The sequence below is a fragment of the Streptomyces sp. NPDC043870 genome, assembly GCF_056435785.1.
Genome location: NZ_JBWKDT010000022.1, coordinates 18,239 through 30,752, shown reverse-complemented (window position 1 = coordinate 30,752; position 12,514 = coordinate 18,239). Strand labels below are relative to the sequence as shown.

13 protein-coding genes and 3 pseudogenes are annotated in these 12,514 nt (G+C 68.1%); 5 read left to right on the top strand and 11 right to left on the bottom strand.

The window, feature by feature from the left end; translation table 11 throughout:
- Positions 1 to 55: 55 nt before the first annotated feature.
- The 8 genes and pseudogenes from AC0699_RS24520 to AC0699_RS24485 all read right to left on the bottom strand — a co-directional run.
- Positions 56 to 415 carry a DUF6479 family protein gene (locus AC0699_RS24520; protein WP_478663886.1) on the bottom strand — a complete coding sequence of 120 codons (360 nt, stop codon included), beginning with the start codon at positions 413 to 415 and terminating at the stop codon, positions 56 to 58.
- A 137-nt stretch (positions 416 to 552) separates the two neighbouring features.
- Positions 553 to 1,614: an NAD-dependent epimerase/dehydratase family protein gene (locus AC0699_RS24515; RefSeq protein WP_478663883.1), complete on the bottom strand. Its 1,062-nt coding sequence runs from the start codon at positions 1,612 to 1,614 to the stop codon at positions 553 to 555.
- A gap of 77 nt (positions 1,615 to 1,691) precedes the next feature.
- Positions 1,692 to 2,102: a hypothetical protein gene (locus AC0699_RS24510; RefSeq protein WP_478664155.1), complete on the bottom strand. Its 411-nt coding sequence runs from the start codon at positions 2,100 to 2,102 to the stop codon at positions 1,692 to 1,694.
- Positions 1,991 to 2,730, bottom strand: a pseudogene (ku, locus tag AC0699_RS24505) (non-homologous end joining protein Ku). Before ku ends, AC0699_RS24510 begins: the two are co-directional and overlap by 112 nt.
- Before the next feature lie 300 nt (positions 2,731 to 3,030).
- The gene (locus tag AC0699_RS24500) at positions 3,031 to 3,192 is read right to left on the bottom strand and encodes a hypothetical protein (RefSeq protein WP_478663881.1); all 162 of its coding nucleotides are present in this window, start codon (positions 3,190 to 3,192) and stop codon (positions 3,031 to 3,033) included.
- Between the two features lie 764 nt (positions 3,193 to 3,956).
- Positions 3,957 to 4,228, bottom strand: a pseudogene (locus AC0699_RS24495) (hypothetical protein); the annotation flags it as partial.
- Positions 4,229 to 4,482: 254 nt separating this feature from the next.
- Positions 4,483 to 4,806: a hypothetical protein gene (locus AC0699_RS24490; RefSeq protein WP_478664153.1), complete on the bottom strand. Its 324-nt coding sequence runs from the start codon at positions 4,804 to 4,806 to the stop codon at positions 4,483 to 4,485.
- Between the two features lie 184 nt (positions 4,807 to 4,990).
- Positions 4,991 to 5,236 (bottom strand): annotated as a pseudogene (locus tag AC0699_RS24485) (preATP grasp domain-containing protein); the annotation flags it as partial.
- A gap of 492 nt (positions 5,237 to 5,728) precedes the next feature.
- On the opposite strand from AC0699_RS24485, the gene AC0699_RS24480 reads away from it, so the two are divergent.
- The 4 genes from AC0699_RS24480 to pstB all read left to right on the top strand — a co-directional run bounded on the left by AC0699_RS24480 (position 5,729) and on the right by pstB (position 9,461).
- Positions 5,729 to 6,703 (top strand): PstS family phosphate ABC transporter substrate-binding protein, encoded by a 975-nt coding sequence (locus tag AC0699_RS24480; RefSeq protein ID WP_478663878.1) that lies wholly within the window; start codon positions 5,729 to 5,731, stop codon positions 6,701 to 6,703.
- Positions 6,700 to 7,650, top strand: coding sequence for a phosphate ABC transporter permease subunit PstC (gene pstC, locus AC0699_RS24475; protein ID WP_478663875.1), 951 nt, complete (start codon positions 6,700 to 6,702; stop codon positions 7,648 to 7,650). The genes AC0699_RS24480 and pstC overlap by 4 nt, the downstream gene beginning before the upstream one ends.
- Positions 7,647 to 8,546, top strand: a complete 900-nt coding sequence (gene pstA, locus AC0699_RS24470; protein WP_478663872.1) for a phosphate ABC transporter permease PstA — start codon at positions 7,647 to 7,649, stop codon at positions 8,544 to 8,546. Before pstC ends, pstA begins: the two co-directional genes overlap by 4 nt.
- Positions 8,547 to 8,609: 63 nt before the next feature.
- Positions 8,610 to 9,461, top strand: a complete 852-nt coding sequence (gene pstB, locus AC0699_RS24465) for a phosphate ABC transporter ATP-binding protein PstB (protein ID WP_478663870.1) — start codon at positions 8,610 to 8,612, stop codon at positions 9,459 to 9,461.
- 100 nt (positions 9,462 to 9,561) lie between these two features.
- Here pstB and AC0699_RS24460 read toward each other — a convergent pair whose 3' ends face one another.
- From AC0699_RS24460 to AC0699_RS24450, 3 genes are all read right to left on the bottom strand, one after another.
- Positions 9,562 to 10,026: a hypothetical protein gene (locus AC0699_RS24460; RefSeq protein ID WP_478663867.1), complete on the bottom strand. Its 465-nt coding sequence runs from the start codon at positions 10,024 to 10,026 to the stop codon at positions 9,562 to 9,564.
- Between the two features lie 16 nt (positions 10,027 to 10,042).
- On the bottom strand, positions 10,043 to 10,441 hold the full coding sequence (locus AC0699_RS24455) for a hypothetical protein (RefSeq protein WP_478663865.1): 399 nt from the start codon (positions 10,439 to 10,441) through the stop codon (positions 10,043 to 10,045).
- 165 nt (positions 10,442 to 10,606) lie between these two features.
- Positions 10,607 to 11,512, bottom strand: coding sequence for a LysR family transcriptional regulator (locus tag AC0699_RS24450; protein ID WP_478664136.1), 906 nt, complete (start codon positions 11,510 to 11,512; stop codon positions 10,607 to 10,609).
- A 139-nt stretch (positions 11,513 to 11,651) separates the two neighbouring features.
- On the opposite strand from AC0699_RS24450, the gene AC0699_RS24445 reads away from it, so the two are divergent.
- Positions 11,652 to 12,356 (top strand): type 1 glutamine amidotransferase domain-containing protein, encoded by a 705-nt coding sequence (locus AC0699_RS24445; RefSeq protein ID WP_478663863.1) that lies wholly within the window; start codon positions 11,652 to 11,654, stop codon positions 12,354 to 12,356.
- Positions 12,357 to 12,514: the final 158 nt, after the last annotated feature.

The window sequence follows — 12,514 nt, the reverse complement described above, 5'->3', positions numbered from 1 at the left end:
GGTCCGCATGCGGCAGAGCGGATGAGGCAGGCGAACGAGCGCAAGCGGCGAGCCGTCAGCCGCCAAGTGATCCGCTGCCGAAGGCTCCGCCGTCTTCATCTTGCTTGCGCCGATGCTCGGACCCCGCTCGGCTGCTGTGGGGCTTCAGCTCGTGCGGGGTGAGGCGTGAGCCGTCGTCAGGAAAGGACACTCCGTCCGGCTCGCGGTTGTGCTCGATGTGCGTACGGTGTGCCGGTGGGGTCGGCTGCTCGTCGGGCCGCGGTCGCGGTGGCTGCGTCCTACGGCGTCTGATGGCCCACGGAATCACACCGATGAGTGCTGCCACGATCACGATGCCCACGATCAGTGGCCCGATACCGCCCAGGACCGGATTGCTCGCTGCGTTCAGGAGAAGAGGCTGGCTGATGATGAGCATGTTCATGTCCTTCGCTGGCCTTGTGGGCTCCTGGGGCTGCAGCTCTGCCCTGCCACGAGCGCCTGCCCCGGTACGGCGAATTGACACATGCCGCATTTGTCAATGCGGAGAGCTTTCCTCGGTGGGGCCAGGGGAACTCAGGCCGCTTCCCGGGCGGCGCGGGACGCGAGCGGGGCGGTGTCCATGCCTGCCTGAGCGTGGAGTCCGTCCAGAAACTCCTGGACCGCTTGCTCGGCTGTCCGGCGCGGTTCCCAGTCCAGTTCGGCGCGGGCGCGGGAGCTGTCCAGCAGTGGCAGGCGCAGCACGGCGTCGAAGAGGTCCGGCGAAGCGGGCACCAGCCGTAGCCGCCAAGCCGCGGAGAGAGCGGCTCGTACCGGGGGCAGCGGCATCCGCAGGGGGCGTGCTTCGAGGATCCGTGCAAGTGCGGCGGCGTCCAGCGGCGGATCGGCCGCAAGGTTGAAGGCACCGCGAACCGGGCGGGCGACCGCCTCGCAGTAGGCCGTCGCGGCGTCGTCGGTGTGCAGGGCCTGGAAGGTCAGGCCCGGCAGGTCGGGGACGGCAGGGACCAGAGACGGCCGGACCAGATGGACGGGCAGCAGCCGTCCCGCGAAGATCCGGCGCTGCTGGGACGCAGACTCACGCTTGAAGAGGAAGCCCGGTCGCATGCGGACCACCCGCACGGCGGCGTGCCGCTGCTCGTAAGCGTCCAGGAAACGTTCGAGATAGGCCTTCTCACGGCAGTAGGCGGCCTGCGGCCAGCCATGGGTGGGCCAGCTCTCGTCCACCAGACGGTTCTTCGGGCCCGGGGAGTAGGCGCCGACCGATGACGCGTGGACGAGTGCGTGGACGCCTGCCTCAGCGGCCGCATCGAACACGCGGATGCTGCCCAGCACGTTCGTCCGCCACGTGGTCATCGGGTTGTGCGTGGGCTGGAACTTCCACGCCAGGTGAACGACGGCGTGTGCTCCGGTGAAGTGGGGCACGAGGTCGGGGCCGTCCGGGTCGATGTCCGCGGCCACCCACTCCGTTCCGTCGGGCCGCCAGCCGGGCAGTCGGCGCGCGACGCCGAGGACCGACGTCACACGGGGATCGTCGACCAGAGCTTGGACGACGCTCGTCCCGACATTGCCGGTCGCGCCGGTGACAACGACTCGGAGCCCGCCAGATTCCCCCACGTTCTTTGATGTGTTGCCGGTCATGTCAACCGCCTTCCGCCAGAGATCTTCTCCCGGCACCGATCGGCTACCCCCAGCCGCGGCGGGGCATACGACGTGGGTCAAGCGGCGCGGGCCTTCCGGGGTGCCCGGCCACGGGTGAGGGACTTGATGAGTTCCTCGCGGCTCATGGACGACCGGCCTGGGATGTCGGCGTCGGCCGCGCGCCGGTAGAGCTCGGCCTTGGTCAGGTCCTTCAGGTCCGACTTCTTGGGAGGCTGCTCGGCCGGGGCGCGCTTCTTTCCCGCTCCACCGGCCTTCGGCCCGGCGGGTCTGCGGCGGGCCGTGCCGGAGGTGGTTGCCTTCTCTCCGCGCGCCTTGGGGCTCTGGGCGCGCTGGACGCTGGCCTGCAGGGCTTCCATCAGATCGACAACGTTGGTCGACTTCGGCGGCGTCGCGGCCTTCTCCACCTCCTGACCGGCCTGTTTGGCCTTGAGAGCTCGGCGACCTTCTCCTGGAACGTGTCGTGCCATTCTTCGGGTTTCCAGTCCATGCTGAGCGTGTCGATCCGCTGCTCCGCCATGCTCAGTTCCCGGTCGTTGGCCTTGCGCTTGCCGGGGAGGGCGTCGATTTCCTTGCGTGGGTCGCGGACTTCGTCGGCCCAGTGCAGCGTGTGCAGGGTGAGGATGTCGGCCTCGGCTTTGAGGGCGACGAGGTACTGGTGGTTGCGCATGACGAACGTCGCGATGCGGCTTTGTTCGACCGGTGCAGGGCATCGTGCAGCAGCGCGTAGACCTTGCCGTACTCCTCGCCCTTGGGTCCCAGGTAGTAGGTCTTGTCGAAGAACACCGGCTCGACATCCTCCAGGTCGACGAACCCGGAGCCGTCGATCGCTCGTGAGCGTCCCGGCGCGATGTCGTCCAGTTCTTCCGGTTCGACGACGAGGTACTCGCCCTCCTCTGTCTCGTAGCCCTTGACGATCTCCTCCAGCGGCACTTCTTTCCCGGTGCGCTCATTCACCCGCTTGTTACGCACTCGGTCCGCGGTGCCGCGCTGCAGCTGATGGAAGTGGATCGTGTGGCTGTCTGTCGCCGTGAACAGCTGCACCGGAACGGTGACCAGTCCGAACGTCAGCACCCCGGACCACACTGCGCGAGTCATCGCCTTCACCTCCCGACCTGCTCCCATCGCACCCCGTCTTCGCACAGATCGCATCCGGGCGTACTTTTGCCGTCGATGACGCGAATGCGACCGCATCCGGGACCGCGAGCGCAGGGCTACCGTCGCGGTCGGCTCTCTCGGTTCCGGTACCGGACGGGCGGCGCCGGCCGCCGACCGAGGCGGGCCGTCTTCGGCATCTGGCAGGGCCGGGTCCCCGACGCGAATGGACCCGGACGGGGGATGCCGCTGGTGATCAGAGCGGCGACGACAGTTGTGGGTGTTGCGGGAGACCAGCGGCTCTCAGCGGGACCTTGCAGCCGTGATCATCGCTGTCTTGATCGACAGTGAACTGCCGCAGGTGGAGAGGAACGCATGTTCCGCGTGGACTGCGTCGGCCATCAGTTCCTCGGCCCGGGCGAGCACACCCTGGGCGAGGCGCCGGTCGTCGAGCCCATTGAGCATCAGAGCGCCGGGTCGTACAAGTTCGCCCAGGGGGACGGGTTGTGTGTGATGAGGGAGGTGAGGAGTCGCGCTGCCATCATGCCTCCGCTCAAACGCCAACCGCTGAAACCCGTCGCCACGTAGGCGTGGTCGGCTCGCGGCTGAGTCGGCCAACGTAGGGCACGTGGTCGGTGGAGAACGTGTCCTGGGTGGCCCAGCGGTGGGTGACGGCCAGGTGCTCGAAGTGGTGGCCCCCCAGTCCGCCAAGGCCTGTCCTGAATGCCGTGTGCACCGCTGTCTCTGGGCGGCTACCCGGCCCCCGGACCCTGACCCATCGATGATCCCTGCATTCACGGGTGTCGACCGGCGGGATTTGTGCACCGGACGGTGGCGACGGTCCTTGGCACGCGTGCCGGGCGGAGCCCTCCAGGGCGCTCTGCGCGCTGTCGCGTCAGGCCGTCGACGTGGAGCAGCGAAGCCGCTCGCAGACGTTGGGGAATTCGAAGCCGTGGCCCTGGTGCCGCAGGTCGAGGCGTTTGTGCGACCCGCGGCGCGACCCCGAGTCGGGGGAGCCCGCGTCAGGTGGACAGGATCTGCGGGCTCGCTTCCTTCAGCTTCCCGTCGGCCCACTGGATGAGACGCTCGGTGTCCTTCGGCAGCGTTGCGCGAGATCCCGCAACTGCGTGTCCCCTGCCGCCTGTGCAGCCTGCGCCACCATCTCCCAGTCGAGTCTGACGCCGGTTGCATCCACGCAGATCTGCCTCAGGTCACGGAGCAGCATGAGCAACGATGCGCCCAGCGTGTACTGCGATGTCCAGGGCATCGCCGTTCGAATGCAGGACCGAAGCCGACGGCACCCAACGCTCCACGTCCTCCGCCTGAACGCCCGAGGGGCACGAGTCGACGCGTACGGGCCAGGGCTCACCCGGCGGTAGGGGGTACGTGTGCCCCACGGCTTGGCGATCCCGTCCTCGTACCTATTCACCGCTACTTGCTCCCGTTCTCCGCGAGCCTGCCCCGCCCCGCCGGCCCGCAGGGACTTCTTCGGGCTGCCCATTCCTCGTGTGGTGCGGCTTCCCCGAACGCGGCCGTTACGACACCAGGGGGTCGGCCAGGGCAGAGGATGCACGGAGAGGTGAGTACGCAGATCGTGTGGGGGAGCGGCTGCGCGAGTTCGCGCCTCGGCGCACTGGGGGAGGAAGGACGCGCATGCGGACGCCGGGTCACGAGGCGCACACGCAATGTCCCACGTGGAAACCACCTGCGCTCCATGTGCGTGTCCGTTCCCTCGTCGAGATGGGGCTTCGGCGCTCACTGGCCCGTATCGGACCGGTCGAGCGCCATCGCCTCGATCAGGGCTGCCTCCAGCGCCGACACCCTTGCTGTCCCTGGCCCGATGACGGCATGCCGCCATGAACGGCCGTCGGCGGGGACGTCGCCGTAGAGCACCGCTCCCTCCGTCCGGCCAGGTTCCCAGGCGAGTCGTTCCGCCAGCAGCAGTCGCACCGCGTCATCGAACGTGAGCGCATCGCGCGAGCGGCCCGTGGCAAGCAGCCAGGCTGGGTCCCGGACGCCCGCGGCGAGGGTGAGGCGGCTGATCATCGCGTGCGGAGTGGTCGTGGCGGTCCGGCGCATGTTGCACTCCGTTGCGTGGATCGTCGGCCCGAGCTGTGCGCCCGCACAGATCTGCCCAAGCGGCGCATATGCCCAGCTCCGCGGCGACGGCCCGGAAGCCCGCCTTCGCGTTGAGCCGGTAGACCACATCCACCGTGCCCTGTGAAACGCCCGCCCCATACGGTGCCACGGCCACGCCGAGTTCCCCAGCGAGGCGGACGGTCGCCGCGTCCACGGCGATCGGGAGCAGCTGCGCCCCCGGCCGTTCCGCGGCGAGGCGCCGGAGCCTGCCGGTCAGCCCCGCCTCATGTACCGCCTCCGCCATCGGGAGGCCGGGTACCGGCGGCACGGTGAGCACTGTGATTGGCTCGTCAGTCAGCTGCGGGCAGCAGAGGCACGGTGCAGGCCGCTGCTGCCCGCTCCCCAGGAGCCACCGAGGGCTGCTGATCATTGGTGGCTCCATGCCGGGTGACTCAACCGCAAGGATCTCACCCCGGCTGATGACCCACATCCGCCACCACCCCGGAACTTCTGCGTCGCTTCACACCCCCCGTGGCTCGCATTCGCCGGCCGGAGGAGCCGCCAGGTATCAGTGCTCGGTGAGCATGCTGGTGCGCAGCTCGTTCAGGGTGCGGGTGAGAAGGCGGGAGACGTGTTTCCCGCAGCTGAGGTAGCGAGGGACGCTTGAATCGCGCATTCCCGGACAAGGTTTCGTCCAGGTAGATGCAGGCAAGTATCGTTGCGTAATGCCACCGGGTAATTTATCCATCAATAGGCGGTTCAAGTATGAAACGCAACCGAACAAAGCACGGACCGCGGACGCACCCGACCGCGCGCCTCGCATTCATATAGGCAGCCCTCGACCCACGTATTCGAATCGGCGCGTCCAGGGCGCTTCATCAATACGGGCGGTCCCACGCTCACACGAGGATCGAGAGTCGACGTGACCATCCCCTTTCCGCTGCGCCCGGCCAGGGCTCCCGTGGCTCTGACGGCGGCTGTCATGCTGGCTGCTGCGAGCGCGTGCGGTGGAGCCGACGCGGGCTCCCAGGGTGGTGACAAGCTCAGCGGCACGATCAGGGTGGACGGCTCCAGCACGGTGGCCCCGCTCTCCACAGTGGCGGCCCAGCTCTTCCAGCAGCAGAATCCAGCCGTCAGGGTCACGGTCGGCACATCCGGTACCGGTGGCGGCTTTGAGAAGTTCTGCGCCGGCGAGACCGACATCTCCGATGCTTCACGGCCTATCAAGCCCGAGGAGAAGGCCCTCTGCGACAGGAACGGCATCAAGTACGAGGAGTTCCAGGTCGCCAACGACGGCCTGTCCGTGGTGGTGAGCAAGGACAACGACTTCGCCGAGTGTCTGACCGTCGAGCAGCTGAGGAAGATCTGGGAGCCGGGTTCCAAGGTCGACAACTGGAACCAGGTCGATCCGAAGTTCCCGGACGTCGAACTGGAACTGTTCGGCGCCGGCACCGACTCCGGCACCTTCGACTACTTCACGCAAGCCATCAACGGCGAAGAGGGCAAGTCCCGTACCGACTACTCGCCCAGCGAGGACGACAACGTCACCGTCCAGGGCGTTTCCGGCTCCAAGGGTGGCCTGGGCTACTTCGGCCTGTCGTACTACGAGGAGAACAAGGACAAGCTGAAGGCCCTCAAGATCGACGGCGGTGACGGCTGCGTCGAGCCCACCCACGCCACGGTCCAGGACGGCACCTACCGGCCGCTGTCGCGCCCGCTGTTCATCTACCCCAATGCCGCCGCGCTCGACAAGAAGGAAGTCGAGGCATTCGTCGAGTACTACGTCGAGAACAACGTCGACATCGCCAAAGCAGCCCAGTTCGTGCCGCTCAACTCCCAGCAGGAGGCCGAGCTGAAGAAGGACCTCCAGAGACTGCGGGAGCAAAACCAGCCATGACATCCCCGGGAGTCAGGCGGCGGGCCGCTTCAGGAAGCCCCGGCTTCCTGAAGAAGTCCCATCCGCGCTACGGCGAAGGCGCCATCAGAGTCCTTCTGGTGGCCGCTTCCCTGATCTCGCTGCTGACCACCATCGGTATCGTCATCGCCCTGATCCCGCCGGTCGTCGAGTTCTTCAGCAAGGTGAACTTCGGCGACTTCATCACCGGTACCGATTGGGCGCCGCTGTTTCAGCCGCCGCACTTCGGTGTCATCCCGCTGGTGACGGCCACGCTGCTGGTCACGTTCATCGCCCTGTTCGTGGCGGTCCCGCTCGGCCTGGGCTCGGCGGTGTACCTGAGCGAGTACGCCAGCCGGCGCGTACGGGGCATCTTCAAGCCGGTGCTCGAAGTCCTCGCCGGTATCCCGACGGTGGTCTACGGCTTCTTCGCGCTCAAGGCCATCACGCCGCTGCTCCAGGACATCTGGCCCGGCGGCAAGGGCCCGCAGGTGTTCAACGCCCTGTCAGCGGGCTTCGTGATGGGCATCATGATCATCCCGACGATCGCCTCGCTCGCCGAGGACTCCATGAAGGCCGTGCCCCGCGCCCTGCGCGAAGGTGCGTACGCGCTCGGCTCCTCCCGCATGCAGGTCTCCACCAGGGTAGTGTTCCCCGCCGCGCTGTCCGGCATCGTCGCGGCGATCGTGCTCGGGGTCTCCCGGGCGATCGGCGAGACTTTGATCGTGGCCATCGCCGCCGGCGGACGCCCGAACCTGTCCTTCAATCCACTCGAAGGCATGCAGACCATGACCGCATTCATCGCAGCGGCCGGCATCGGCGACCTGCCCACCGGCTCCACCGGCTACCAGACGATCTTCGCGGTGGGCCTGCTGCTGTTCGTCATCACGCTCGTGATGAACCTGGTCAGCATCCGCCTGGTGCGCAAGTACCGCGAGGTGTACGAATGAACTCCAGCACCACGATCGCGGATCACCCTGACGTCCCGCGGCTCAAGGGGCGGGGCACCCCCCTGCGGGAGAAGTTCTTTCAACTCAGCCTGTGGGCGTCCCTGACCATCGGCGTGGTCTTCCTCGCCACCCTGCTCATCTACGTCCTAATCGAGGGCTGGCCCCGGCTGAATCTGAAGCTCCTGACCAACTTCCCCGACATCATCGACCCCGCGAACGCCGGCGCCCAGTCGGCGATCATGGGCACGATCTGGGTCATCGCCTTCACAGCGATCTACTGCCTGCCCACAGGCATCCTCACCGCGATCTACCTCGAGGAATACGCCGACCCCAACCGTTGGTGGAACCGAGCCGTCGAGATGAACATCCAGAACCTGGCGGCTGTCCCCTCGATCGTCTACGGCATCCTCGGCCTCGGTGTGATCTCCCGAGGACTGGGCTTCGGCCAGACCGTACTGACCGCATCCCTGACACTGTCGCTGCTGGTCCTGCCCATTGTGATCATCTCCTGCCGGGAGGCGATCCGCGCCGTACCGCAGTCCATCCGCCAAGCCTCCCTCGCCCTGGGCGCCACTCAGTGGCAGACCATCTGGCGCCAGGTCCTGCCCGCCGCCGTACCCGGCATGGCCACCGGCTCGATCCTCGCACTGTCCCGCGCCATCGGCGAGGCCGCGCCGCTGCTCCTGCTCGGCGGGTTGACCTTCATCACGTTCAACCCGACCGGAGTGCAGAGCCCGTTCACCGTCCTGCCGATCCAGATCTTCAACTGGATCAGCCAGTCCCGCGCCGAGTTCACCGCGCTCGCCTCAGCAGCGATCGTCATCCTGCTGGTGATCCTGCTCATCATGAACTCCCTCGCGATCTGGCTGCGCAACCACTTCTCCCGCCATTGGTGAGTGCCGTGTCACCCGATACCCGACCGTGCCGAACCGACCGCTGACTCCTCACTGGAGACCGCCATGCCCCCTCCCTCCGACGCTTCAGGCGGCACCAGGCCCCCGGACGTCGTCCGCCGCGACGCCCCGCCGCCTTTGGCCAGCCCGGTCTTCGAAGTCGGCAGCCTGTCCGTCTTCTATGGCGACCACGAGGCCGTACGCGATGTCAACATGACCATCTGGCCCCGCCAGATCACGGCGATGATCGGTCCCTCGGGCTGCGGCAAGTCCACCGTGCTGCGCTGCTTCAACCGCATGAACGACCTCCTGCCGGGTGCTCGTGTGGTCGGGAAGGTCCGCTACCACAACGAAGATCTCTACGGCCGTGAGGTCGACCCCATCGAGGTCCGCCGGCGCATCGGCATGGTCTTCCAGAAGCCCAACCCCTTCCCGAAGTCGATCTACGACAACATCGCCTACGGCCCTCGCGTGGGCGGCTTCAAGGGCAACCTCGACGACCTGGTCCAAAAGACCCTGACGCACGCCGCACTGTGGGACGAGGTCAAGGACAAGCTCAAGACCTCCGCTCTCGCCCTCTCCGGCGGCCAGCAGCAGCGTCTCTGTATCGCCCGCACCATCGCGGTCGAGCCCGAGGTGATCCTCATGGACGAGCCCTGCTCATCCCTCGACCCGATCGCCACCGCCAAGATCGAGGACCTCATGGAGCATCTGGCGCAGGAGTTCACGATCATCGTGGTCACCCACAACATGCAGCAGGCAGCACGGGTGTCAGAGCGAACCGCCTTTTTCACCGCAGATGTCGACCGGAGCGGTGTACGGCACGGCCGGCTGGTCGAGTACGACGAGACGGGCAACCTCTTCAGCAATCCGTCCGACCAGCGCACCGAGGACTACATCTCCGGCCGCTTCGGCTGACAGAAGCCGTGCGCCGTCCGCCCCTTTGCGCAGCACGTAAGAACGGCCACACCAGAAGCCAATGCCTTCCGGCCCGCCCCAGCCCTCTCCAGCGCCCCTGTTACGCCTCCGGCGTCCCCGCACCGCGCGGGGCCTCTGCCCCGTACCAGGGCCGGAGCTGCAGGTACTTCTCCTTCATGGCCGGTCCGAGATGCGCCTCGATCCCGTACCCGGGTTCCCCCTTGTAGGGGAGGTCGTGAAGGAACGACGTCACGATGACATCGATCGCCCCGGGCACGCGATGCCGCGTCTCCTGCTCCAGGAAGGCGAGGACCCGGCGCCAGTCGGGACCGTCCGGGTCACCCTCTCCCAGGTAGGAGCGGACAGTGTCCTGCACGACGTCCCAGAAGAACAGGTGCGAGAGCACCCCGTGCTCGTTGAAGACGTGGCACTCGTACGCGTCCTCGAACCCGGGCACCTGAGCAACCAGGTCCTCCACGAGCCGTACACCGGCCGCAGCCTTCTCGTCCGCCTCGCCCGTCCCGGCCGCCCCGTGCTTCTCTCGCTTCTCGTCTTCGGCCGCCATGGGCCGGGACGCTACCTCATAGCGGCAGCTGGAACGTGCCGAGGACTTCGCCGAGACTCTCCGCACCCGACTCACTGCCGCCCACCGCGAGATCCCTGCATCCCCCGACCCGGCCACCCCGGTCGCAGCACGGCGTGGGGGATACCGTGGCGTCGAGCTGTGCGAGTTTCGGCTCGGCGCCGGCGAGGCTGACCTGGAGGCCTTCGATCTCGCCGAGCCAGCCTTCCCGTTCTGCCTCCGCCATGCGGTCCCGCAGTTTGTCCCGGATCTCCTCCAGCCGTGCCCGCTCGAGAATGAAGGCGTCGCTGAGCGGCGGCCAATGGTCGAAGCGCACAGCGAGGTTGGCGACGTGGATGGCCCACGGACCGGTCCAGTCGCCCAGGAGCGCGGCGGCAGCGCAATTCTCGCAGGTCACGAAAGGCTCGGCCTGGTCAAGCCAGGGCGCGCTCGGTCACAGCGTCCGTGTGACTGAGCGCCGTAGCCGGCCCGTCTGGCCAAACGGCCCCGCCGTCGCCGACCTGCGTGGATGCTGTGATGGGATTCCGGTCCGTGTGTCAGCCGTGGCCTGTGAGGTTGGGGCTTACAGGGGGCCCCAGGTGGTGGCGTGGTCGAGGAGCCGGCGGTGGACGAGTTGGATGGCGGGCTGGGCGGGGCCGGAGCGGGTGACCAGGTAGAGGGTGTTGAGCGGCGGTACCTGGTTGCGGTGCAGCTGTTCCAGGGAGCCGGCGTTCAGGGCGGGTTCGGCCAGGTAGCGGGGGAGGACCGAGATGCCCGCGTCGGCGATCACGGCCGCGAGCACGGCCCGCAGGTCGGGTACCAAAACGGAGACGGGGTTGGGCGGGCGGCGGTCGAACTCGCTTCGCCAGTACCGGCGGATGATGGGCAGTTCCTCGGCATACGCCACCAGCGGCAGGTGAGCGAGGGCCGCGACTGGGTCCTCGGCGAGGTGCTGCGGGTCGATCGAGCGGGCGGCGGTCGGGGTCCCCACGAGCACGAACTCCTCGTCCACGTAGGGCGTCGTGGCCAAGCCGCGCAGCTTCGCCGGTGGCCGGATGGAGGACACCACCAGGTCCAGCTCCCCGTCGGCGAGGGATGCGAGCAGCGGCTCGGCGAGGTCGAGGGAGATGCGCAGGTGCAGGCCGCGGCGGGTGAGGGGGGCGAGGACGGGCAACAGGCGGGCCGCGGTGAACTCGCCTGCTGCGCCGAGTCTCACGGTGCCCTGGCAACCCTGTTCGTCGGCGTCCTCGGCCAGCGCGTGGCGCAGGTGGTCCAGGTGCGGGCCGATCCGGCGGGCGAGCTCGTGCGCTCGGGTGGTGGGGTGGGCGCCGTTGCGTGATCGGGTGAACAGGACGTCGTCGAGCTGCTCTTCCAGTCGGGCGAGTTGTCCGCTGACGGCGGGCTGGGAGATGCCCAGTGCGGTGGCGGCGGCGGTCAGCGAGCCCCGGCGGTAGATCTCCAGGAAGGTCGCCAGCAGATCGAGGTCCATCACGCAACCCACCTTACATAAGAATCCTTATGGATCGGACACGACAGCAGTGGGGATCTGATGAAAACTGGATGGTGTCACCACCCGAGGGACGTCACCCCGAGCCACGTCCCCCGCACCAGAAGAGGACCGTTTTCCCATGGCGAAGATCCTGATGATCATCTCGGCCGCCGACACCCTGACCCTGGCCGACGGCACCGCACACCGCACCGGCTACTGGGCCGAGGAGGTCACCGCCTCGCACAAGGTGCTGGTCGAAGCCGGCCACCAGGTGGACATCGCCACCCCCGGCGGCGTCCGCCCGACCGTCGACGCGATCTCGCTGGACGAGCGCGGCGGCGTCGAGCCCGCCGACGGCGCCACCTTCAAGGCGTACCTGGAGTCCATCGAGGCGGACCTTGCCGCCCCGCTCAACCTGGCCGCCGTCCGCGCCGCCGACTACGACGCCCTCTACCTGCCCGGCGGCCACGCCCCGATGACCGACCTGGCCGCCAACCCTGAGCTCGGCGCCCTGCTCGCCGACGCCGAAGACCGCGGCAAGACCATCGCCGCCCTGTGCCACGGCGTCGCAGCCCTGCTCAGCGCCGAGCGCGCAGACGGCACCTTCGTCTTTTCCGGCCGCAGCCTCACCAGCTTCACGGATGACGAGGAGCGCCAGGGCGGGCTCGGCGACGCGGCGCCGTGGCTGGTCGAGAACCGCCTCGCCGGGCGCGGCGCGGATCTGAAGACCGGCGCCCCCTGGTCCGACACCGTGATCGTCGACGGCAACCTGATCACCGGCCAGAACCCGCAGTCCAGCATCACCACCGCCAAGCAGGTTCTCGCTGCCCTCAAGGACGCCTGACCCACCCCGGCGGGTCGAGAACCCGGCGCCGACCGGCCCGGGGGGGGGGGGGGGGGGGGGGGGGGGGGGGGGGGGGGGGGGGGGGGGGGGGTGGGGGGAGGGGGGGGGGGAGGAGGGTGGGAGGGTTCGGGTGTCTGGGGGGGTGGGGTGGGGCGATG

Excerpts from the sequence above, each read along its gene's own strand:
- AC0699_RS24515 (WP_478663883.1), bottom strand. The coding sequence starts at position 1,614 with ATGACCGGCAACACATCAAAGAACGTGGGGGAATCTGGCGGGCTCCGA.
- AC0699_RS24500 (WP_478663881.1), bottom strand. The coding sequence starts at position 3,192 with ATGCTCAATGGGCTCGACGACCGGCGCCTCGCCCAGGGTGTGCTCGCC.
- AC0699_RS24510 (WP_478664155.1), bottom strand. The coding sequence starts at position 2,102 with ATGGCACGACACGTTCCAGGAGAAGGTCGCCGAGCTCTCAAGGCCAAA.
- AC0699_RS24450 (WP_478664136.1), bottom strand. The coding sequence starts at position 11,512 with ATGGACCTCGATCTGCTGGCGACCTTCCTGGAGATCTACCGCCGGGGC.
- AC0699_RS24460 (WP_478663867.1), bottom strand. The coding sequence starts at position 10,026 with ATGGCGGCCGAAGACGAGAAGCGAGAGAAGCACGGGGCGGCCGGGACG.
- pstB (WP_478663870.1), top strand. The coding sequence starts at position 8,610 with ATGCCCCCTCCCTCCGACGCTTCAGGCGGCACCAGGCCCCCGGACGTC.
- pstC (WP_478663875.1), top strand. The coding sequence starts at position 6,700 with ATGACATCCCCGGGAGTCAGGCGGCGGGCCGCTTCAGGAAGCCCCGGC.
- AC0699_RS24445 (WP_478663863.1), top strand. The coding sequence starts at position 11,652 with ATGGCGAAGATCCTGATGATCATCTCGGCCGCCGACACCCTGACCCTG.
- pstA (WP_478663872.1), top strand. The coding sequence starts at position 7,647 with ATGAACTCCAGCACCACGATCGCGGATCACCCTGACGTCCCGCGGCTC.
- AC0699_RS24490 (WP_478664153.1), bottom strand. The coding sequence starts at position 4,806 with ATGCGCCGGACCGCCACGACCACTCCGCACGCGATGATCAGCCGCCTC.
- AC0699_RS24520 (WP_478663886.1), bottom strand. The coding sequence starts at position 415 with ATGCTCATCATCAGCCAGCCTCTTCTCCTGAACGCAGCGAGCAATCCG.